Origin of the sequence: Fictibacillus marinisediminis (genome assembly GCF_023149135.1) — a bacterium.
GTDB classification, from domain to species: Bacteria; Bacillota; Bacilli; order Bacillales; family Fictibacillaceae; genus Fictibacillus_C; species Fictibacillus_C marinisediminis.
Genome location: NZ_JAIWJX010000002.1, coordinates 4,204,847 through 4,228,384, shown reverse-complemented (window position 1 = coordinate 4,228,384; position 23,538 = coordinate 4,204,847). Strand labels below are relative to the sequence as shown.

The following is a 23,538-nucleotide window of genomic DNA, read 5'->3' as shown; positions in this document are numbered from 1 at the left end:
AGTCATGCGATTTGACGAAGCCTATTCTGGAAATGTATTTATTTTAAGCAAACAGGATTATGATAATGCAGATGCGGTCCTCTACGGAATGCCGATGGACTGGACGGTATCGTTCCGCCCGGGTTCACGCTTTGGCCCTGCAAGAATCCGTGAAGCGTCTTTGGGGCTTGAGGAATACAGCCCATACGCGGACAAGCATCTTGAAGAAGTAAATTATTTTGACGCGGGTGACATTCCGCTTCCGTTCGGAAATCCGCAGCGCAGCCTTGATCTTATCGAAGAATATGTTGCAACATTGCTTGACGCCGGCAAGTTTCCACTTGGAATGGGCGGAGAGCATCTCGTATCTTGGCCGATTTTTAAGGCATTGAAGAACAAGTATGATGATTTTGCCATCATCCATATCGATGCCCATGCTGATCTTCGGGAGCAGTATGAGGGAGAGCCGCTTTCCCACTCCACTCCTATTCGCAAGGCGTGCGGTTTGATCGGAGCGGAAAACGTCTACTCTTTCGGTATTCGTTCCGGAATGAGAGAGGAATTCCAATTTGCCAAAGAATCCGGCATGCATATGCATAAGTTCGATGTGGCTGATCCTTTGAAAAAGGTACTTCCTGCGCTTGCCGGCCGCAATGTCTACGTAACGATCGACATTGACGTTCTTGATCCTGCTCATGCACCGGGTACGGGAACAGCGGAAGCAGGTGGAATTACATCCAAAGAATTGCTGGAAGCGATTCACTTAATCTCCGAGTCTGACATCAACGTGATTGGTGCTGACCTGGTTGAAGTAGCTCCAATCTATGACCCTTCTGAACAGACGCCGATCGCTGCGAGTAAATTCCTTCGGGAAATTCTCCTCGGCTGGGTCAACAAAAAATAATACAGTAAACAAAGGACTAAAGCCGTTTGTTGGTTTTAGTCTTTTTGTGTCGAAAAAAGTTACAAAATTGTGTCTATTTTGATATAGTTATTAAGGTGAATGAATGCAAATGCAGAAAGGAGCGAGGGAAATGGGAAATAAGCTAACAAGGTCTCCGATGCCTTTTATGCATCAGCTGTCAGATGCCATCATACTTCTAACCAAGGATTTTTCTATACAGGAGATCAATTCAGCCGCAGAAAAAATGACAGGCTGGGCACAGGAGGAGCTGAAAGGCCTACCCATCTCAAGCCTCCTTCCAGACTTGAATATAAAACGAAACAAACAGCAGGCCGTATTGTCTGGAGATATACATGATTCGATGATTGTGGATGTGAGTATAGATGATCTGGGTACAGATGAAGCATATCAAGTCTGTATTCTCAAGCCTGTAAACACAGATGTTGAAGAAGTGAACTCAGGAGCTATTGAAAATTTTCAGGAAGATCTATTGGTTACCTTAACTAATATTGTGCCTGACTTTATCGGGATTAAGGACGGATATGGGAAATTTGTTTACGCCAATAAATTTTCGGGTGATATATTTGGTTACCCGCATACAGATTTTATCGGAAAAACCGATGCTGATCTTGCTCAGTTAGTTCCTTATTTCAAACCGGTTTTTGATTATTGTATAGAAACCGATGAAGGGGTTTGGCAAGAAGGCAAACTTCAGCGTTGTGTAGAAAAGATTCCGACGGCCTCAGGCGCCAGGATTTTTGATGTATACAAGATTCCGGTCTTTGATGAGGAAGGCGTTCGAAAAAACTTGCTCGTTTTCGGGCGGGAAATCACAGACCAGGTTTTGTCCCATGAAAAACTGCAGGAAAGCGAATCGAGATACAGGCTATTGGCCGAAAACTCTACCGATATAATCTCCACTCATAATGTGGAGGGAGAAATGCTCTACGTTTCACCTGCATGCGAGCAGCTGCTCGGATATACCCCTCAGGAATTGCTGTCCAAAAAAGCCTTTGATCTCTTTCATCCAAGTGATATTAGGCAATCGCTTAAGGTACATGAACAACTGTTAAAGGGAAGCGAAATCAGCAACTTCCAATTCAGGCTGAAGAGCAAAAAAGGCGAATACCACTGTGTTGAATCGACCTGCAGGGGAATTAAGGATGAATTAACCGGTGAAGTCATTGAAATTATCGCTGTTACACGGGATATATCCGAACGGCTGGAAGCGGAAGAACTGCTTCGCAAGTCTGATAAACTTTCGATTGTAGGCCAGCTTGCGGCTTCGGTAGCTCACGAAATCCGGAATCCGCTTACCGCACTGAAGGGTTTTATTCAGCTTTTTCAATCTAAAGGAATCGTGGACTGCGAGAAGTATTATGGCATTATGCTGGATGAGCTGAACCGGATTGAGCAAATCATCACGGAACTGCTGATCCTTGCCAAACCTCAATCCAAGACGGTCGAAAAGAAGGGCATCAAAGAGCTCATTCATTACGTCGTGGACCTGCTTGACCGCCAGGCTCTTGTTCACAATGTCCATATCGTTTGTGATTTGGAGGAAAATCTTCCTCTTATTAACTGTGTGGAAAATGAACTGAAGCAGGTGTTTATTAACTTAGTGAAAAATGCGATTGAAGCGATGCCGGATGGAGGAATCATCCACATCGACAGTGAGCGCAAAGGCAGAAACATTGAAATTATTATTCAGGATCAGGGATGCGGAATCCCGCCTGAAAGCCTAAAGAAACTGGGTGAACCGTTCTATTCGACAAAAGAGAAGGGAACCGGGCTCGGATTAATGACGAGCTATAAAATCATCCAGGAGCATTTCGGTCAAATCAATATAGAAAGCGATTCCGGCAGAGGTACAGCTGTTCAAATCATCCTTCCAATCGCATGACGCACTTCCAGAAGGAGAAGTGCGTTTTTCTTTGTTTAAGGGTAAGGTTGAAGAAATAGGGAAGAATCCTTTATAATAGTTGAGTTATAAACAATAATCATATGAGATTGGCATACAGAACAAATCAGTGCTTCTGTATTTTAATAGAAATGATAAAAAGGACGGATCCGACATGGATGGACAAGACGCTGTAATTTCGGTCAATTTAATAATGGAAACCGTCATTCAGCATGCAAAGGAGAAAGATGTACATAAAGGCGAAGCAGAAGGAACGCTTTACCGCAAAGGGGATAGTACGTTTCTCAAATATACGGAAGTTATAGAGGGCGCGGGTTCAGTCAACAATGTAATTAAAATGAACCATGAAGGCATAGTCATCTTAAGGAGCGGCAGTGTGGCCATGCGCCAGAAGTTTTTGATCGGGCAGACAACACAGGGGATGTACGATACCCCATATGGCCAGCTATGGATGGAAACAACCACACATCAGATGAATTTCCGCTGGAACCAGCAGAGCAAAGAAGGCGATTTGCTCTTGAAGTATGGACTTGTACTGCAGGGAGAAGACACAGGCAATTATTCGATAAAGATCAATTTTCAGGAGGCAAAGTCATGAACGTTGTAGATCAGGTAAAGCTACATTTAAAACAAGAGATTGAAGAAGCGGTAATTAAGGCAGGATTGGCAGAAAGAGAACAGCTTCCAGAAGTGGTTCTTGAAATTCCAAAGGATAAGTCGCACGGGGACTACGCGACCAATATGGCGATGCAGCTCGCTCGTATTGCCAAGAAAGCACCAAAAATGATTGCAGAAGAAATTCTGAATCATTTTGATAAAAGTAAGGCATCCATCAGCAAGCTTGAAATTGCAGGTCCGGGATTCATAAACTTTTACATGGATAATGCGTATTTAACAGACTTAATTCCAGCTATTCTTAAAGCAGGAGAAGATTACGGAAGAACAGAATTCGGCGGTGGAAAGAAGGTTCAGGTTGAGTTTGTATCAGCGAACCCGACAGGAAATCTTCACCTTGGACATGCGCGTGGAGCAGCTGTTGGTGATTCTCTTTGCAACATCCTTGATCGTGCAGGATATGAAGTCTCCCGTGAATATTATATTAATGATGCGGGAAACCAGATTAATAACCTTGCTTATTCCATTGAAGCACGATACTTTCAGGCTCTTGGGCAAGAAAAGGAAATGCCGCAGGACGGATACTTCGGTAAAGATATTATTGAATTCGGAAAAGACCTCGCTGAAGAGTATGGAGACAAATGGGCTGCAGCTGATGAAAAAGAGCGTTTCAACTTCTTCCGCCAATACGGCCTTGAGAAGGAACTTGAGAAAATAAAAATCGATCTGGCTGAATTCCGGGTTAATTTTGATGTATGGTATTCTGAAACGTCCCTTTACGAATCCGGAAAGATCGACAAGGCCCTCTCGAAACTGAAAGATGCAGGGGTTGTCTATGAAGAAGAAGGCGCGACTTGGTTCCGGACAACGGACTTTGGCGATGATAAAGACCGTGTTCTGATTAAGAATGACGGATCGTATACGTATCTGACACCGGATATCTCTTATCACCAGGATAAGCTTGACCGAGGTTTTGAGAAGCTGATCAACATTTGGGGAGCAGATCACCATGGTTATATTCCTCGAATGAAGGCGGCCATCCAGGCGCTTGGCTATGACCGTGAACAGCTCGATGTTTTAATTATCCAGCTTGTTTCCTTGTTCCAAAACGGGGAAAAAGTAAAGATGAGCAAACGTACGGGAAAAGCTGTAACCCTGAAAGATCTAATGGAAGAAGTAGGCATCGATGCAACTCGCTACTTCTTCGCGATGAGAAGCTCTGACACTCATCTTGATTTTGATATGGACTTAGCGGTTTCAAAATCAAACGAGAATCCGGTATTCTATGTGCAGTACGCACATGCCCGTGTATGCAGCATGCTGCGCCAGGGTGCGGAGATGGGCTTGTCCTGCGACGGAGAGCTTGACCTTTCTCACGTCTCCTCTGAAAAAGAGGTTGAGCTGCTGAAAAAGCTCGGCGAATTCCCGGCTGCGATTGATGAAGCGGCTGATAAGATGCTCACCCACCGCATCACGAACTATGTATTTGAACTGGCATCTGCACTGCACAGCTTCTACAATGCTGAGCGAGTGCTCGATGCTGAAAATAAAGAAAAATCAACCGCTCGCTACGCGTTGATGAAGGCCACTCAAATCACGATTGAAAACGCATTGAAGGTTGTGGGTGTTTCCGCACCTGACCGAATGTAAATAGAGGAAAGACCTGCTGTTATCAATAACAGCAGGTCTTTTTTCATGTCCAGCGCAAGCGGCCAGGCACTTTCGCTTTTCTGGGGGATAAACTGCGTATCACTGGAGACCATAAACGGAGGGAGGAATGCAGAATGAAGCTGGTTATTTTAGCACTGATTACAGGTGCAGCTGTAGGCATCGTTTTTGCCATGCTTAAGCTGCCGATTCCTGCTCCGCCAGCCTTATCGGGCATTGCCGGAATCGTTGGGATTTACCTGGGATACAAGATCTATCTTTGGGCGTTTTCGCTTTTTATGAAGCCATGAATAAAGAGGGGGTGTTTGTATGGCAGCAAGAGATGTGCATACATCTTACAGAGAATCGGGGTCAGGTCTCCCGCTTGTTTTTATCCACCCTCCAGCACTGACTTCCTGTATTTTTAAGTATCAGCATGAAGGGCTAAACCAGAATTTCAGAGTGATTACATACGATATGCGGGGGCATGGCAACACGCCGTACATGGAGGACTCGTTCACGATTGGAACACTGAGTGATGACCTGCTCGCTTTGCTTGATAAGCTGGAAATCGAGAAGGCTATCCTGTGCGGTTATTCTGCGGGAGGTACGGTGGCACAGGATTTTGTTCTGCGCTACCCTGAGCGGGTGCGGGCTCTCGTGTTAAGCGGAGGTTTTCCGCAAGTGGCGTCCTGGTTTTTAGAAAAAGAATTCAGGCTCGGGATCCATCTTGCTGCACATTATCCTCTCTTGTTAATAAACGGTTTGGCCTGGTCGCATAAAGTGGATGGAGAAGACAGGCATGAAATTGCAGAGGAATGCAAAAAAGGCAGCCAGAGGAGCTGGCGCTGTTTTTATGAGGAAAGTATGAAGTATAGCTGCACGGAATCCTTGCCCGAGATCCAAGTACCGCTGTTATTGTTCTACGGCTCCCGGTCCTTTTATTTTTTACCCTATCAGGAGATTTATCAAAGGCTCGTACCGTATACCAAAACCATCATCGTTCCGGGAGCATTCCATCAGATCCCGGTTAAACAATACAAATTCTTTAACCGCGCACTGACACATTGGGCCAAGTCCCTCAGATGATCAAGGTGCCTCCGCTCATCCGTTTGATTCCCCTTACCTTGGCGAGTTCACCCATCAATCGAATGAGGGCGATATCCTTCTGTTTTGCTTCTATCATCACATCCAGCTCATCCGTAAATGGCTTGATCATTTTAAAGAAAGGCATCACATAGTCGAGGCTTACGAAGTCATGATGGCTTCGGTAGGCCTTTTCTGTTTTTGGTGAAGATAGATGGACTTTAGGCGGCCGCCCGGTGCCTTGCCATGTCGCAATAAAACGGGGAAGAAGTTCTTCCAGCGGAACAGAACTGGGGTTTGCCAGGTGATGATGGTAATCAAACATCATGGGTATTCCTTCAGCTTCACATATGTCCAGTGTTTCTTCAGTCGTATAGGTTTTATCGTCATTTTCAAGTGTCATGGCCTGTTTAACATGAGAAGGCAGTTTTTTAATATTTTCATAGAACCGTGCTATGGAAGATTCTTTATCCCCATAAGTACCGCCAACATGGATGTTGATCCGTGCTTCCTTTTCAAGACTCATCGCCTGGAGCATGGCGTAATGGTATTCCATGTCTTTCACAGCATTATCCGTAATATGCTTCTTGGCGCTTGTAAACAGGGTAAACTGGTTTGGATGCAGACTCACACGGAGGCTGTGGGCTTTCACAAGGTCCCCAACCGCACGAAACTCCTCAGCTGTATGCTTTAAATACTCCCAATTGACGTCAGGGTGAGTCGCCAGCGGAACGATCGAGGACGACATCCGATATAAGGGAAATTGAGAAGCGATGTTGTAGTGAATGATTCGCAGTGTATTTTTTAAATTTGTTTTTGTAATGGAAATAAGTCGCTGTTCCCGTTCCTCTTTTTCAAGCTTTGACCAAGTGGCAAAAGTCATCGTTTTTGACGGCGATGAATCGAAAAGGGTAAGAGCGGTGGAAACATAACCAAAAGATACAATCATTGCAGCAGCCCCTTTGAAGTCAAGTCATACTCGTTCATTCACCGTTTAAGCATAACTTAAACAAAACTTATAAAAAAGGCAAGATCACCCGTGCGATCTGAATTTTTGTTTTTGTCCAGAGCGAGAGCCTGTCCAGAGCAGTGACTTGCAGGGTTTCGGAACGGGCTAAGTCTACTTCAATGGCCTTCAGTGTCACTTTAATCAGTTCCGGATCATGGAAAATGCAGTTTACTTCTGAATTGGTAAACATGCTTCGCAGATCGAAATTTGTTGTGCCAATATCGCAGATTTTTTCATCGACCATAAAAACTTTCGCATGGAAAAAACCTTCATAATACTGGTCGACACGGCATCCGGCCTTTAACAGTTCCCTCAAGTACGGATAGGAAGCTTCTTTTACGAGTGGATGATCGGATTTCATTGGGACAAGCAAGATTACCTCCACACCACGTTTCAGTGCATGAAGGAGAGCTCTCTGCAGGCTGGCATCCGGTATAAAATAGGGTGAGCCAATGAAGATTCGGGTTTGGGCCTGTTCAATTCGCTGCAAGAAGAACGAATAGATCTGTTTGGATGAAAAAAGGGCTGTAAAAGTCTGAGGCCCCTCTTCAAGTTCCGGAAAATAAGAATTCCCGCTTAACTTTTCACACGAAGCCTCCTCCCAATCGAGAAGAAACTGGTGCTGCAAGGAATGGATTACAGGGCCATCCAGCTGTAAATGATAATCGCGCCAATCCCCAAGCTTCGGATCCCTTCCTAAATATTCGTCTCCTACATTGAATCCCCCGGTAAATCCTTTTTTCCCGTCAATAATCGTTATTTTCCGATGGTTTCTACGGTTCAGCTTATAAAAGAAGTAAGGAAATTCGGGCTTAAAGCTATAGGCAAATTGAACCCCTGCCAGCTTCATTTCATGAATGGCTTTCTTTTTAAGGAAAAAACTGCCCATATAATCAACGAGCAAACGTACAGCTACTCCTTCTCTTGCCTTTCTTTTCAGAAGAGATGTCATCTCTTTGCCGATGCAGTCCTCATTGAAAATATAAAATTGAATATGTAAATGATGTTTGGCTTGTTCTATTTCCTCAAACAACGTATCGAAAAAATCCGTACCGGTCGTGATGAGAGCCGCTTCCCCCGTACAGACAGCAGGATCTTCCAGCTCCTTTTTTGCAACATTTTTCTTGCCTAATTGAAAATCGAGCCAAATAAGCACTGCTATAATAACGGCTGCAAGCAGGAGGATTAAAATACTGCATACGATGGCCATGACGGTACTCCTTTCTTGTGGAAATAGGTCTGATTAGTATCTCCAAGAATCAGGAGAATCATCGGTGTCAGGCACCCGAAAAAATTATTTTGAATAATATTGACTGAATGCTCATTCAGTTATATTTTATATGTTATAATGGTTTCAGAAAATTCCCCCCTTTTTGAATAGTTATTTAAGGCATATATAGGAAAAGGGAAAGCAACAGACAAAGATGAAGGGAGCATAATTGATGAACGGTTTACAGATTTTGAACTGGATTGCCTTTATTCTTGTAACCGCTTACGCCGTCTATTTGTTTGCATATGTGGTGAAAACGCGGTATGAATTCATCAAAATGGGTAAAAAAGTCGAATTTGACCATACCGTGCAGGAACGGATTAAAGCTGTGCTTGTAAATGTATTCGGTCAGAAGAAGCTTTTAAAAGATAAAAAGAGCGGGATCATTCATGTGTTGTTTTTCTATGGATTCCTTCTTGTCCAATTTGGTGCGATTGATTTTATATGGAAAGGGCTTGCCCCTGGGTCTCACCTCCCGCTCGGGCCGCTTTATCCCGGATTCACATTTTTTCAGGAAATCGTAACTTTCCTCATACTTGTGGCTGTCGTTTGGGCGTTTTACCGCAGATATGTCGAAAAGCTGGTACGCCTTAAACGGGGCTTTAAAGCAGGACTTGTCTTACTGTTCATTGGCGGATTAATGCTTTCCGTCCTTCTTGGCAACGCCATGGAAATCCTTTGGCATAATCAGGAACTTGAATGGACGGCACCGATTGCTTCAGGCCTCGCTTATATCCTTGGCGGGCTGCCGGAAGCTGCGGTCGTCACCATATTCTTTATTTCATGGTGGCTACATCTGCTGTTCCTTCTCACGTTCCTTGTCTATGTGCCGCAGTCCAAGCATGCTCATTTGATCGCGGGCCCGCTGAATGTATGGCTGGGAAGGAAGGATAAAGTAGGAAAACTTTCATCCATCAATTTTGAAGATGAGACACAAGAAGTTTTCGGCGTCGGTAAAGTGGAAGACTTCAACCAAAAGCAGCTTGTCGATCTGTATGCTTGTGTAGAATGCGGACGCTGTACAAATGTTTGTCCGGCCACAGGTACAGGCAAAATGCTTTCACCGATGGATATGATAATTAAAATAAGGGATCACCTCACTGAAAAAGGAGCGGCGGTTACTTCACGCACGCCTTGGATGCCTTCCTTTGCTTTCGCGAATACAAAAGGCAACCAGATTGCTTTTGAAGCCGCAGGAAAAGGACAGGGCGCCAAAGAAATGGCTGCTGCGACAGACGGAAGCTCCGCCTTCAAGTTTGAATATAATATTGAACTGATCGGCGAAGTCATGACGGAAGAAGAGATCTGGGCATGTACCACTTGCCGAAACTGTGAGGATCAATGTCCGGTTATGAATGAGCATGTGGATAAAATCATCGACATGCGCCGCTATCTTGTCCTTACAGAAGGAAAGATGGACGCAGATTCCAAACGGGCCATCCAAAATATCGAGAAGCAAGGAAACCCTTGGGGAATTTCCAAGAAAGAAAGAGAAAACTGGCGAGAGCTACGCGAAGACGTTTCGGTTCCTACTGTAAAAGAAATGGAGAAAGCCGGAGAAGAATTTGAATACTTGTTCTGGGTCAGCTCGATGGGCGCTTACGACAACCGAAGCCAGAAAATCGCACTTGCTTTTGCAAAAATTATGAATGAGGCTGGCGTCAAGTTTGCCATCCTTGGAAACAAGGAAAAGAACTCCGGAGATACGCCTCGACGAATCGGAAACGAGTTCTTGTTCCAGGAAATTTGCAACAGCAATATCGCTTTATTTGAAAAGTATAATGTGAAGAAGATTATTACGATTGACCCGCATGCCTATAATTCCTTTAAAAACGAGTATCCGGAGTTTGGCTATGAAGGTGAGGTTTATCACCATACAGAGCTGCTGGCAGATTGGATCAAGGAAGGACGCATCACACCGAAATTTGAAGTGGATGAAGTCATCACTTACCACGATTCCTGCTATCTTGGACGTTATAACGAGGTTTATGAACCGCCTCGTGAGATTTTAAAAGCGATCCCTGGGGTGAAGCTTGTTGAGATGAACCGCAATCGTCAAAACGGCATGTGCTGCGGTGCCGGCGGCGGGATGATGTGGATGGAAGAAAAAGCCGGTCAGCGTGTCAACGTGGCAAGAACGGAGCAGGCGCTTGAAGTGAATCCAACGATGATCGGAAGCGGGTGTCCATATTGCTTAACGATGCTGAGCGATGGAACAAAAGCGAAGGAAGTAGAAGACCGAGTTCAGACATTGGATGTAGTCGAAATTCTTGAAAGATCGTTGTTTGGTTCATCAAAAGAAAATGCTCTTTCCTAAAAGATGGCTGCTTTAGGAACCTTTTTGTAAAGATACTTCATTGACAAGTTGATTGGAGTGCAAGGTGCGAGACTCCTGCGGGAGTAGCGTGACAGGTGAGACCTAAAGGCGCATGCGCCGTGGGGCTCAGCGCACGCCCCGCGGAAAGCGAGCATCTGAAACGGAAATCAACTACTCTCAAGGGCTACAAAGGTTACGAAATCAGGCAAAAAAAAAAAGAACTCGTGCAATAAATTTTTAAGGTTAACCTGCTGTCAAAAGGCAGCAGGTTAACCCATGAATCTTTGTTGACCGAGCGTTCGCTCGGGACGGATTGTAAGCGTTTCAATTTTATAAAAGGAGAGGATTCTCATGGGTAAAACAGTCATTGTCAGCGGTGTACGTACACCGATCGGTAAGTTTGGCGGAGCATTAAGCACATTATCTGCATCTGATCTAGGTGCAGCAGCAATTAAGGAAGCGCTGCAAAGAGCGGATGTCAGAGCGGACCAAGTAAATGAACTGATCATGGGTTGTGTGCTGCAGGGCGGACAGGGACAGATCCCTTCTCGCCAGGCTGCCAAGAAAGCGGGATTGCCTTGGGAAGTTAAGACCGAGACCATCAATAAAGTGTGTGCTTCCGGAATGAGGAGCGTAACCTTGGCGGATCAGATTATCCGTGCTGGTGATGAAGAGGTCATTGTAGCCGGCGGTATGGAATCAATGAGCAATACACCTTACATTCTTCCAAAAGCTCGCTGGGGCTACCGAATGGGAGACGGCCAGGTGAAGGACTTGATGACACATGACGGGCTTACGTGTTCTTTTACTGGCGTTCACATGGGGACGTACGGAAACGAAGTGGCGCAAGAGCTTGGAATTTCGCGTGAGAAACAGGATGAGTGGGCATTCAGGAGCCATCAAAGAGCCGTTTCCGCAACTGAGAATGGAACATTTGCTGAAGAGATTGTCTCTGTAGAGGTGCCACAGCGAAAAGGAGAGCCTGTTTCTGTAACAGCAGATGAAGCACCAAGAAAAGATACAACCGCTGAGCGTTTGGCTAAACTTGGGCCGGTCTTTTCTCAGGAAGGAACCATTACAGCCGGGAACGCTCCTGGAGTTAACGACGGTGCAGCAGCTCTTGTTCTTATGTCAGAAGAACGGGCGCAAAAAGAAGGAAAAGAAGTGATGGCTACCATTCTCGGGGCTGCGGCAATCGCTCTTGACGCAAAGGATTTCCCAAAAACTCCGGGCCTTGTCATTAACGAACTGTTGAAAAAAACAGGAAAAACGCTCGAAGAAATCGACCTTTTTGAAATTAACGAAGCTTTTGCAGCTGTGGCGTTGGCAAGTGCAGAGCTTGCGAACCTTGATCTGGAAAAAGTAAACGTCAACGGCGGGGCGGTAGCCTTAGGGCATCCGATCGGAGCAAGCGGAGCGAGAATCATTGTTTCATTGATTCATGAACTGAAAAGACGCGGCGGAGGACTGGGAATCGCATCCATCTGCTCAGGCGGCGGCCAGGGTGATGCAGTTCTTATTGAAGTGAAATAAACAAAGGGGGAATCAGAATGAACGTCAAGACCATCATGGTAATCGGAGCCGGACAAATGGGCTCAGGAATCGCTCAAGTATGTGCAATGGCAAATTACAAGGTTTTTCTCCACGATCTTAAAGAAGATTTTGTACAAAGAGGCCTGGATTCTATTTCACGGCAACTCTCTCGCCAGGTGGAAAAGGGAAGAATGGCAGCCGAAGAAAGAGAGGCTGTTTTAGAACGCCTCCATCCTTCAACGAGCATTCAAAACGCAGCAGATGCAGACCTGGTCATTGAAGCAGTGGTAGAAAATATGGATGTCAAAACCCAGATGTTTAAGATGCTTGATGAGATGGCGCCGGAACATGCCATTTTGGCGAGTAACACCTCATCCCTTCCTATTACTGAGATTGCAGCTGTAACGAAAAGGCCGGAACGTGTGATCGGCATGCATTTTATGAATCCGGTCCCGGTGATGAAACTCGTTGAAATCATCCGCGGACTGCAAACAAGTGACGAGGTATATAACGTCATTGAGACCGTGACGAAACAGGTAGGCAAGGTGCCTGTTGAGGTTAATGATTTTCCTGGCTTTATTTCCAACAGGATCCTGATGCCAATGATCAATGAGGCTATTTTTGCACTCTATGAAGGAGTGGCTGAACCGGAAGCTATCGATGAAATTATGAAACTGGGAATGAATCATCCGATGGGACCGCTGACCTTGGCAGACTTTATCGGTCTCGATACATGTCTATACATTATGGAAACACTCCAGGAAGGCTTTGGAGATGACAAATACCGACCTTGCCCGCTTCTTCGCAAATATGTGAAAGCTGGCTGGCTCGGAAAGAAATCAGGTAAAGGGTTCTACACCTACAGCTGATGCAGGAATGCTTGGACAGGGGGAATGAAACGTGAATCTCACGTTTACAGAAGAACAGCTCATGATGCAAAAAATGGTGCGCGATTTTGCACAGAAAGAAATTGCACCCATCGTGGATATGATGGATGAAAATGATCAGTTTCCAACAGAAGTTGTAAAAAAGATGGCTGGACTGGGCCTTATGGGGATACCCATACCCGAGGAATACGGCGGTGCAGGCATGGACTACACCTCGTATATTATTGCCATTCATGAATTGTCAAAGGTGAGTGCAACGGTTGGTGTCATTCTTTCTGTTCATACAAGCGTTGGAACCAACCCGATTTATCATTTTGGAAATGAAGAGCAAAAGCAGCGGTTTATTCCAAAGCTCGCAAGCGGTGAATATTTAGGTGCTTTCGCTTTAACGGAACCGGGCGCGGGTTCTGATGCAGCAGCCCTCAAAACAAAAGCCGTAAAAAAGGGCGATAAGTACATTCTGAACGGATCTAAAATCTTTATCACCAATGCGGGTGCGGCAGATACGTATATCGTTTTTGCTTCGACAAACCCTGAAGCGGGACCAAAGGGAATTTCAGCTTTTATCGTAGAGAAAGGCTCACCAGGCTTTTCGATCGGAAAAAAAGAGAAGAAGATGGGGCTGAACGGTTCAAATACGTGCGAGATTATCTTCGACCAGGCGGAAATTCCAGAAGAAAACCTGCTCGGGACTGAAGGAGAAGGCTTCAAAATCGCATTAAGCAACCTTGAAGCCGGCAGAATTGGCATTGCAGCACAATCACTCGGGATTGCCGAAGCAGGTCTTCAGCATTCCCTGGAATACGCTAAAGGCCGCAAGCAATTCGGAAAGCCGATCGGTGCCCAGCAAGGACTTGCGTTCATGCTTGCAGACATGGCCACAAAAGTAGAGGCGGCCAAACTTCTGACCTACCGTGCTGCTAATCTTCGTACCCTGGGCATTCCGTGCAAAAAAGAGGCTTCGATGGCAAAGCTGATCGCTTCACAGACGGCCATGAAGGTGGCGATCGACGCTATTCAGGTACACGGGGGATACGGCTATACGAAAGAGTACCCGGTAGAGCGTCTGTTCAGGGATGCCAAAGTTTGTGAGATCTATGAAGGAACGAGTGAAATTCAACGTATCGTGCTGAGCAAGCACTTATTACAAGATTAAACTGGGAGGCAAAAGAACATGCAATTTCAACTATCTGAAGAGCACGAAATGATCCGCAAAATGGTGCGTGATTTTGCAAAAAAGGAAGTAGAGCCGACAGCTGCAGAGAGGGATGAAGAAGAGCGGTTTGACCGTACCCTTTTCGACAAGATGGCAGAGCTTGGCCTGGCAGGGATCCCTTGGCCGGAAGAATACGGCGGAATCGGCGGGGACTATCTTGGGTATGTCATTGCGGTTGAAGAGCTTTCCCGTGTCTGTGCTTCAACAGGGGTAACACTATCAGCGCATACTTCACTTGCCGGCTGGCCGATCTTTAAATTTGGTTCAGAAGAGCAAAAACAGAAGTTCCTTCGTCCGATGGCAGAAGGGCAAAAAATGGGAGCCTATGGCCTGACAGAACCAGGCTCAGGGTCTGACGCCTCCAATATGAAAACAACAGCCAGAAAAGACGGCGATGATTACATTATCAATGGTTCTAAAATCTTTATCACAAATGCTGGCGAAGCTGAAATTTATGTGGTGTTTGCGATGACAGACCAATCTGCAGCACACCGCGGCATTTCCGCATTCATCATTGAAAAAGGAACACCGGGCTTCTCCTTCGGTAAGAAAGAGAAAAAACTCGGGATCCGTTCATCACCGACATTGGAGCTCATTATGGAAGACTGCAGGGTTCCTGCAGAGAACATGCTCGGCAAAGAGGGAGATGGCTTTAAGATCGCCATGATGACACTCGATGGCGGACGGAACGGGATCGCGGCGCAGGCTGTCGGAATCGCGCAAGGTGCGTTGGATGCTGCTGTAACCTATGCCAAAGAAAGAAAACAGTTCGGAAAATCCATCGGACAAAATCAGGGAATCGGGTTTAAATTAGCCGATATGGCCACAAAAGTAGAGGCTGCAAGACTGCTGACCTATCAAGCAGCGTGGCGTGAAAGCGAAGGCCTCCCATATGGAAAAGAATCCGCGATGTCCAAACTGTTTGCCGGTGACATCGCCATGGAAGTAACGACGGATGCCGTGCAAGTATTCGGCGGATACGGGTATACAAAAGAGTATCCTGTTGAACGGTATATGCGCGATGCGAAAATCACTCAAATCTATGAAGGAACACAGGAAATACAGCGACTGGTTATTTCCAAGATGCTTCTGAAAGATTAAGGAGGACAAAATGCACCCTTTGGCCGAACGCATAAAAAACAAAGATGAACGAGCGCTTGCGAGAGCCATTTCCTATGTTGAGAACGATCACCCCGAAAAGCTTGAACTGTTAAAGGACATTCATTCTCTTCAGAAAAAGGCTCATTATGTGGGCCTTACCGGTTCCCCTGGTGCAGGCAAGAGTTCCCTCGTCAACCGGCTGATCACCTTTTTGCGCAGCAGGGGCATGACGATCGGTGTGGTGGCGGTTGATCCGACCAGCCCGTTTAGCGGCGGCGCTATTCTTGGTGACCGGGTGAGAATGAGTGAACACTTTACAGATCCAGATGTTTTCATCCGCAGCATGGGAACAAGGGGAAGCCTTGGCGGTCTTGCCAGGACAACAAAGGAAACCGTTCGGCTGATGGATGCCTATGGTTTTGACGTGATCCTCATCGAAACGGTGGGGGTTGGCCAGTCGGAGCTTGATATTATGAAAATTGCCGACAGCATTGCCGTGGTACTAAATCCGGGAAGCGGTGATGTGGTTCAAGTTTTCAAAGCAGGGATCATGGAGATTGCCGACTTGTTCATCGTCAATAAAGCGGATCTTCCCGGTGTGCCAAAGCTTTTGTCTGAAATTGAAGCAATGCTTGATCTTGTGAAACATGATGCACCATACCGTCCGCCGATCGTTCAGACGATCTCTGTTCAGAACAAAGGGCTCCAGGAGGTATGGGATCAGCTGAGTGCCCACCGCCAATACCTTGATGAAAGTGGTGAGGGAGAAGAGCGGCGGGTCCGCAGCCTGAAACAGGAAGTCATAGAAGTCGTGCACTACGAGCTGATGAGAACCCTTCTTATGAGAGAGGAAAGCAACGGGTATTCATGGCTTCCCGATGTGCAGAAAGGGCAGCTTGATCCGTATTCGGCTGCAGAGAAAATCCTCGAGGATTGGGAGAAAAACCAGGACAGAAAAGAGTGATTGCTTTGGGAAGAAAGGAAGTACCCTCGCTTGTAAAAGATGAAAAGCTTATCCAGAAAAGGCGCGGAGAAATGGTAAAGGCAGCGGTTAACCTGTTTAAGGAAAATGGCTTTCACCGAACAACAACCCGGGAAATCGCAAAGGCCTCCGGGTTCAGCATCGGAACGCTGTACGAGTATATCCGTTCAAAGGAAGACATCTTATACCTGGTCTGTGACAGTATTTATGAAGGGGTAAAAGAAAAGCTTCATGAACAGATCTCCCTGACAGAGGGCAGCATTGACCATGTAAAAAAAGCGATTGCGGTTTATTTTAATGTAGTCGATGAAATGCAGGATGAAGTGCTTGTCATGTATCAGGAAGCCAAATCACTGTCACGGGAAGCCTTGCCGTATGTGCTGAAAAAAGAGCTGGAGATGACAGCCATTTTTGAGGAGCTCCTGAAAAGGACGGTGGAACAGGGGGAACTGGATCTGAATGAGGAAGAAGTTAAGCTTCTGGCCCATAACATTTTAGTTCACGGCCAAATGTGGACCTTCCGCCGCTGGAGCCTCAGAAAAGAATATACATTAGAAGAGTATACGAACATGCAGACCAATCTGCTTTTATATGGAGTTTTAAACCGCAGCCTTACAGGCGGAGCCAGGTAATTATGTTGTTTGAGAGGAGAAGGGAAAATGAGTAATCGGGAAATGTATCAGCCGAAGAACCATATCCGTTTTGTAACCGCTTCCAGTCTGTTTGACGGACATGATGCGTCTATTAACATTATGAGGCGTATTTTGCAGTCAAGCGGCGCTGAGGTCATCCATCTTGGGCATAACCGTTCAGTAGACGAAGTTGTGAGTGCAGCCATCCAGGAAGATGCTCAAGGGATCGCTATATCTTCCTATCAAGGCGGCCATGTGGAATACTTCAAGTACATGATCGACTTGTTAAAGGAACGTGGAGCGAGCCATATTAAAGTATTTGGCGGAGGCGGAGGCGTTATTATTCCGCCGGAAATAAAAGAACTGCACAGCTACGGCGTAACCCGCCTCTTCTCTCCTGAAGACGGCAGGATCAACGGACTGCAGGGTATGATCAATTTTATGCTGCAGGAGTGCGATTTTCAGACCGTTACAGAACTGACAGACGAACTTGAGAAGCTTCCTGAAAAGGAAAGCCGTGCGGTCGCCCGCCTGATCACTGTAGCCGAGAACGGGGAGTTCGCTCCAAAGGAAACGGCAGCCACTGCTGAGCAGGTGCTTCAACAGGTGAAAAGCTCGCAGCAAAACGTGCCTGTACTGGGTATTACGGGAACGGGCGGAGCAGGGAAAAGCTCCTTAACCGATGAGCTTGTGCGCCGTTACGTGAATGAATTTGAAGATAAGACGGTAGCCATCCTTTCCATCGACCCTACAAAGCAAAAAACAGGCGGAGCCTTGCTTGGCGACCGCATCCGTATGAATTCCATTTACAATCCTCGCGTATACATGCGCAGTCTCGCAACACGCGGTTCACGGTCAGAGCTTTCTGCGGCTATTCGTGATGCTCTTTCAGTTGTAAAGGCAGCAGGATATGATCTGGTTATCGTCGAGACGAGCGGGATCGGCCAGGGAGATGCTGGAATTGTAGATATTTCTGATGTCTCCATGTATGTCATGACGAGTGAGTTTGGCGCACCTTCACAGCTGGAGAAGATTGACATGATCGACTATGCCGATCTTATCGCGATCAATAAATACGAGCGTAAAGGTTCAGAAGATGCTCTAAGGGACGTAAGGAAGCAATATCAGCGCTCACGCCAATGGTTTGAAAAAGAATTGGATGATATGCCCGTATATGGAACCATTGCGAGCCAGTTCAATGACGAAGGAACGAATACCCTGTTCCGCGCATTGATCCATACCTTGAATGATAAATGTTCATTAGGCTGGCAGCTCAAGCCTCTGGCTGAAGAAACCGTTGCAAAAAAGAATGTGATCATCCCGGGTGAGCGAGGCCAGTATTTGAATGACCTTGTCTATACAATGAGAGATTACTACAAGACCATGAATGAGCAAGTGAAGTACGCAAGAAAAAGCTATCAGCTTAAAGGTTCGATCGAAACCATCCAAGAGATCAACGCCAATGGTGAAGTTGTTTCCACCTTGGAAAAAGCAAGAGATCTAGTAGAGGAGAAGCTTCTTCCGTACTCCAAGAAAACACTCGACAACTGGCCGAAGATGAAAGAGCAGTACAGCGGCATGGAGTTTGTGACAAAAATCAGAGACAAAGAGATTGTCACAGAGCTTACAACCAAAAGTCTTTCAGGTTTAAACATTCCCAAAGTGTCACTTCCGAAGTTTGAAGACTGGGGAGAGATCTTAAAATGGGTGATGAAGGAAAATGTGCCGGGCGCCTTCCCTTATACGGCGGGAGTTTTCCCGTTTAAGCGAAAGGGTGAAGATCCGAAGCGCCAGTTTGCCGGAGAAGGAACGCCTGAACGTACGAACCGCCGCTTCCACTATCTTTCAAAAGACGATGATGCCAAGCGCTTAAGCACAGCCTTTGACTCCGTTACCCTGTACGGCGAGGATCCTGATTATCGTCCGGACATTTATGGAAAAGTCGGGGAAAGCGGTGTCAGCATCTGTACGCTGGAAGATATGAAAAAGCTTTATGACGGCTTCGACCTGATTGCGCCAAGCACCTCTGTTTCAATGACGATTAACGGTCCAGCCCCAATCATTCTCGCCATGTTCATGAACACAGCGATTGATCAGCAGCTTCAACGATTTGAGCAGGAAAATGGCCGCCGTCCGAATGAAGGCGAGTACAAGGAGATTGCCGCCAAGACACTGGCTAGTGTACGAGGAACGGTTCAGGCAGACATATTGAAGGAAGATCAAGGGCAGAATACATGTATCTTCTCGACTGAATTCGCTCTTCGCATGATGGGCGACATCCAGCAATATTTTATCGACCACAATGTGCGTAACTATTACTCTGTTTCGATCTCCGGCTATCACATTGCAGAAGCCGGCGCTAATCCGATCACACAGCTGGCGTTTACGTTGGCGAATGGGTTCACCTATGTGGAATATTACTTAAGCCGAGGTATGAACATTGACGATTTCGCACCAAATCTATCGTTCTTCTTCAGTAACGGTTTAGATCCGGAATACGCGGTGATCGGCCGGGTCGCACGAAGAATCTGGGCAACAGTAATGAAAAATAAATATGGTGCAAATGAGCGAAGCCAGAAGCTGAAGTATCATGTTCAAACGTCTGGAAGATCGCTTCATGCGCAGGAGATCGATTTTAACGACATCCGTACTACCCTGCAAGCGTTGATGGCACTTTATGATAACTGTAATTCTTTGCATACCAATTCCTATGATGAAGCAATCACGACACCGACAGAGGAATCTGTTCGCCGAGCGATGGCCATCCAGCTTATTATTACGAAGGAAATGGGTCTCGCCCGCAATGAAAATTCACTTCAAGGATCCTTTATTATTGAGGAGCTGACTGACCTTGTAGAAGAAGCAGTCCTTCAGGAATTTGAAAGGCTGAATGCAAGGGGCGGTGTCTTAGGCTCGATGGAAACACAGTATCAGCGAGGAAAGATACAGGAAGAGTCCATGTATTATGAGATGAAAAAGCATAATGGAGAGCTGCCGATCATCGGTGTCAATACGTACCTGAATCCCAACCCTCCAAAAGATGAAGAATTTAACATGCAGCTGGCACGGGCAACGAAGGAAGAGAAGGAACAGCAGATCGCCAGCCTCAATGATTTCAAAAACAGGCATGTTGAACAATCGGTTCAAGCACTGCGCAAACTTCAGGAAACAGCCTTGAACGGCGGGAACATTTTTGAAGAACTGATGAAGACCGTCAGAGTAGCAAGCCTTGGGCAAATCACATCTGCTTTATATGAAGTGGGCGGCAAATACCGCAGGAATATGTAAAAACAAAAAATAGAAAAAGAGGGTTAACCCTCTTTTTCTATTTTTCGCTTACATGTTGCAAAATCAGCACTAAAGGCATCATCGATAGGGTGCCTGGCACCCGAAGTTAACCCAAAGGTGCCTGACACCCAAATAAACAAAACTAATTGCTTCGTTGAATAAAAACATGGCGATCCAGCCGGATTTGGCTAGAGTGCCAAAGTTTCATGCTACGCAGCAATTAGTCCTTTTAGGGGGTGCCAGGCACCTTTAGGGTAAACAGATGGTGTCAGGCACCCTTGCAGTGATGTGATTTTAAAAAAAAGATGTTCATTCATCTAGCATATCCTTGGAAGATTTGTTTATAATGAAGAGTATAATTCTTCTAGAACAAAACTTGTGCATCTATGACATAAATAGATTTATTGATTTGAAAGGAAGTGCCAACTTGAGTTTAGTCAAATCTTATTCAAAAGAAGAGATCGTGGAAATGGCCATGGTTGAGATCGCTTTTGAAATATTAAAAGAAGAAAAACAAACAGTTCCTTTTTATGAGCTAGTTCAGCGTATTAAAAATATGAAGGGATTATCTGATGCTGCAGTAGAACGCCGTCTATCACATTTTTATACAGACATGAACATCGACGGCCGTTTTGTTTCTCTCGGTGACAACAAGTGGGGTCTTAAAGCTTGGTATCCGATTGAGAGCAGCGAAGAAGAGCTTGGGAACACGAACAAGCCAACGAAACGCAAAAAGGTTGTCGCTGAAGATGAAGATTTCGACGAGTTCGAAGAAGACTTTGATGATGAAGACTTCGATGCTCTCGAAGTTGAAGATGAGTTTGCGAAAGCGAGCAGCAGTGACGACGACGATGACGAAGAGGACGAAGAGGAATTGGACGAGGACTTCGACGAATTTGAGGACAGCGAAGAAGAGCTGGATGAAGATATCGAAGACGAAGAAGACGAGGCCGCTGAAGAGGAATTATACGAGGTAGAAAACGAAGATAAAGAAGACAAGTAACACAAATGAGATATACTGCCCGGTGGAGCCTGATAACAGCGCCCGCCGGGTTGTTTTTTATCATTTTCTTACTTTTGCAAATTTCCATATAGTCCTTGACATTCGATTGGAAAGCCGATAAAATCATTTTTGGGCTAAACGTATATATAAATAATTTTTTGCGGATAAAAACAAAAGTGCCCCCTTTATTGGGGAGGAGTCACTTTTGTTTTTTTTTTGTTTTTAAGCTTCTTATACCATATTGGCCTATCTACTTGAAACAGAAGCAGAGGGGTATACTTAATTGTGAAATCCAGAGGGGGAATAAAGAATGGCAAAGTATATTTTTGTAACAGGCGGAGTGGTTTCGTCTCTTGGAAAAGGGATTACTGCAGCTTCCTTGGGCCGATTGTTAAAAAACAGAGGCGTTAAGGTAACTACCCAAAAGTTCGATCCTTATATTAACGTGGATCCGGGAACGATGAGTCCTTATCAGCACGGCGAAGTTTTCGTAACAGATGACGGCGCTGAAACAGACCTCGACCTTGGACACTATGAGCGTTTCATTGATATTAACCTAAATAAATTCAGTTCTGTTACAACGGGTAAGATTTACTCTACTGTTCTCCGCAAAGAAAGAAGAGGAGAGTATCTGGGCGGCACAGTACAGGTTATTCCTCACGTCACCAATGAAATTAAAGAGCGTGTATTCCGCGCGGGCCGTGAGACTAACGCTGATGTAGTCATCACTGAAATCGGGGGAACGGTAGGAGATATTGAAAGTTTGCCATTCCTTGAAGCCATCCGCCAGATCAAGAGTGATGTTGGTTCGGAAAATGTGATGTATATCCACTGTACTCTTATTCCTTACATTAAAGCTGCCGGTGAGTTGAAAACAAAACCGACACAGCACAGCGTAAAGGAACTTCGAAGCCTTGGAATTCAGCCAAACATCATCGTCGTTCGAACGGAAATGCCAGTCTCTGACGATATGAAAGAAAAAATCGGCCTCTTCTGTGATATTGATCCAAAAGCGGTCATTGAAGCACGTGACGCAGATACTCTGTACCGTGTTCCGATCGACCTTCAAGAACAAAATATGGATCAGATCGTTTGCGACCACTTAAAATTGGACTGCAAAGAGGCTGACATGGGTGAATGGAAAGGCTTGATCGACCGCGTACTGAACTTGTCAGGAAAAGCAAAAATCGCATTGGTCGGAAAATACGTAGCACTTCAGGATGCCTACATTTCAGTGGTTGAATCCTTGCGCCATGCAGGATATCACCATGATGCGGATATTGATATCCAATGGATCAACTCTGAAGATGTAACAAAAGAAAATGTGGCTGAAACACTGAAGGATGTAGATGGAATCCTTGTTCCCGGCGGTTTCGGAGACCGTGGTGTGGAAGGGAAAATCCTCGCGATCCAGTATGCCCGCGAGAATAAAGTTCCTTACCTCGGAATCTGCCTTGGCATGCAGCTGGCGTCTGTTGAATTTGCGCGCAATGTGCTGGGCATGGATGGTGCACATTCCACAGAACTTCTTCCGTCCACCGAGTATCCGATTATCGATTTGCTTCCTGAGCAAAAAGATGTGGAAGACCTTGGCGGTACACTTCGTCTAGGGCTTTATCCATGTAAGCTTAACGAAGGATCCAAAGCATATGATGCTTATCAGGATGAAGTGGTTTATGAGCGCCACCGCCACCGTTACGAGTTCAATAATGAATATCGTGACCAAATGGAGAAGGAAGGTTTTGTATTTTCGGGAACCAGCCCTGATGGCCGTTTAGTCGAGATTATCGAACTTAAAGATCACCCTTGGTTTGTCGCTTCTCAATTCCATCCAGAGTTTATCTCGCGCCCGACCCGTCCGCAGCCTTTATTCCGTGAGTTTATCGGAGCTGCTCTGCAAATGAAAAACTAATAAGAAAAAGCGTAAGCGCACTTTGCGCTGAAACTGGACATACCAAACAGAAAACCCGGCTGATTTCAGCCGGGTTTTTTATGATTTTAAGATTAATTACTCAGCATTACCGGCCCTAATTAGTTCTCCGCGTACGGTTTGAGAGGGGGGCGACCGCAGGACAGTGGACGAATATAGGGCCATGCTTTGCTGAATGCGCTCTGACTTGCTGCTGACCTTTGCTGTAAGCACTTTGT

At 45.8% G+C, this 23,538-nt stretch carries 18 protein-coding genes; 16 read left to right on the top strand and 2 right to left on the bottom strand.

Annotation, left to right across the window (positions count from 1 at the left end):
- The first annotated feature begins 4 nt into the window (after positions 1–4).
- The 6 genes from speB to LCY76_RS21970 all read left to right on the top strand — a co-directional run bounded on the left by speB (position 5) and on the right by LCY76_RS21970 (position 6,155).
- Entirely contained in the window at positions 5–883 is an 879-nt protein-coding gene (gene speB / locus LCY76_RS21995) for an agmatinase (protein ID WP_248254450.1), read from the top strand.
- A 130-nt stretch (positions 884–1,013) separates the two neighbouring features.
- Entirely contained in the window at positions 1,014–2,786 is a 1,773-nt protein-coding gene (locus LCY76_RS21990; RefSeq protein WP_248254449.1) for a PAS domain S-box protein, read from the top strand.
- A 172-nt stretch (positions 2,787–2,958) separates the two neighbouring features.
- Complete coding sequence (locus LCY76_RS21985; protein WP_248254448.1) at positions 2,959–3,402, top strand: YwiB family protein; 444 nt, start codon at positions 2,959–2,961, stop codon at positions 3,400–3,402.
- Positions 3,399–5,069: an arginine--tRNA ligase gene (gene argS / locus LCY76_RS21980; RefSeq protein WP_248254447.1), complete on the top strand. Its 1,671-nt coding sequence runs from the start codon at positions 3,399–3,401 to the stop codon at positions 5,067–5,069. Before LCY76_RS21985 ends, argS begins: the two co-directional genes overlap by 4 nt.
- A gap of 134 nt (positions 5,070–5,203) precedes the next feature.
- Positions 5,204–5,377 (top strand): XapX domain-containing protein, encoded by a 174-nt coding sequence (locus tag LCY76_RS21975; RefSeq protein WP_062238484.1) that lies wholly within the window; start codon positions 5,204–5,206, stop codon positions 5,375–5,377.
- Positions 5,378–5,396: 19 nt separating this feature from the next.
- Positions 5,397–6,155 carry an alpha/beta fold hydrolase gene (locus LCY76_RS21970; RefSeq protein WP_248254446.1) on the top strand — a complete coding sequence of 253 codons (759 nt, stop codon included), beginning with the start codon at positions 5,397–5,399 and terminating at the stop codon, positions 6,153–6,155.
- Here LCY76_RS21970 and uvsE read toward each other — a convergent pair.
- Entirely contained in the window at positions 6,148–7,101 is a 954-nt protein-coding gene (gene uvsE / locus LCY76_RS21965; RefSeq protein ID WP_248254445.1) for a UV DNA damage repair endonuclease UvsE, read from the bottom strand. The two genes, LCY76_RS21970 and uvsE, sit on opposite strands and share 8 nt — an antisense overlap.
- 67 nt (positions 7,102–7,168) lie before the next feature.
- The gene (gene cls, locus LCY76_RS21960) at positions 7,169–8,371 is read right to left on the bottom strand and encodes a cardiolipin synthase (RefSeq protein WP_248254444.1); all 1,203 of its coding nucleotides are present in this window, start codon (positions 8,369–8,371) and stop codon (positions 7,169–7,171) included.
- Positions 8,372–8,603: 232 nt separating this feature from the next.
- Between cls and LCY76_RS21955 the strand changes: the two genes are divergently transcribed.
- The 10 genes from LCY76_RS21955 (at position 8,604) to pyrG (ending at position 23,302) form a co-directional block, all read left to right on the top strand.
- A complete protein-coding gene (locus LCY76_RS21955; RefSeq protein WP_248254443.1) occupies positions 8,604–10,748 on the top strand; it encodes a (Fe-S)-binding protein in 2,145 nt (714 codons plus the stop codon).
- A gap of 351 nt (positions 10,749–11,099) precedes the next feature.
- A complete protein-coding gene (locus tag LCY76_RS21950) occupies positions 11,100–12,281 on the top strand; it encodes an acetyl-CoA C-acetyltransferase (protein WP_248254442.1) in 1,182 nt (393 codons plus the stop codon).
- Positions 12,282–12,298: 17 nt separating this feature from the next.
- Complete coding sequence (locus LCY76_RS21945) at positions 12,299–13,150, top strand: 3-hydroxybutyryl-CoA dehydrogenase (RefSeq protein WP_248254441.1); 852 nt, start codon at positions 12,299–12,301, stop codon at positions 13,148–13,150.
- A gap of 31 nt (positions 13,151–13,181) precedes the next feature.
- Positions 13,182–14,324, top strand: coding sequence for an acyl-CoA dehydrogenase (locus tag LCY76_RS21940; RefSeq protein WP_248254440.1), 1,143 nt, complete (start codon positions 13,182–13,184; stop codon positions 14,322–14,324).
- Positions 14,325–14,342: 18 nt separating this feature from the next.
- Positions 14,343–15,485: an acyl-CoA dehydrogenase gene (locus LCY76_RS21935; protein ID WP_248254439.1), complete on the top strand. Its 1,143-nt coding sequence runs from the start codon at positions 14,343–14,345 to the stop codon at positions 15,483–15,485.
- Positions 15,486–15,495: 10 nt separating this feature from the next.
- Complete coding sequence (gene meaB / locus LCY76_RS21930; RefSeq protein ID WP_248254438.1) at positions 15,496–16,449, top strand: methylmalonyl Co-A mutase-associated GTPase MeaB; 954 nt, start codon at positions 15,496–15,498, stop codon at positions 16,447–16,449.
- A gap of 5 nt (positions 16,450–16,454) precedes the next feature.
- Positions 16,455–17,099 carry a TetR/AcrR family transcriptional regulator gene (locus LCY76_RS21925; protein ID WP_248254437.1) on the top strand — a complete coding sequence of 215 codons (645 nt, stop codon included), beginning with the start codon at positions 16,455–16,457 and terminating at the stop codon, positions 17,097–17,099.
- Between the two features lie 27 nt (positions 17,100–17,126).
- The gene (gene icmF, locus LCY76_RS21920; protein WP_248254436.1) at positions 17,127–20,387 is read left to right on the top strand and encodes a fused isobutyryl-CoA mutase/GTPase IcmF; all 3,261 of its coding nucleotides are present in this window, start codon (positions 17,127–17,129) and stop codon (positions 20,385–20,387) included.
- A 427-nt stretch (positions 20,388–20,814) separates the two neighbouring features.
- Entirely contained in the window at positions 20,815–21,390 is a 576-nt protein-coding gene (gene rpoE / locus LCY76_RS21915; protein WP_248254435.1) for a DNA-directed RNA polymerase subunit delta, read from the top strand.
- 310 nt (positions 21,391–21,700) lie between these two features.
- Positions 21,701–23,302 (top strand): CTP synthase, encoded by a 1,602-nt coding sequence (gene pyrG, locus LCY76_RS21910; RefSeq protein WP_248254434.1) that lies wholly within the window; start codon positions 21,701–21,703, stop codon positions 23,300–23,302.
- Positions 23,303–23,538: the final 236 nt, after the last annotated feature.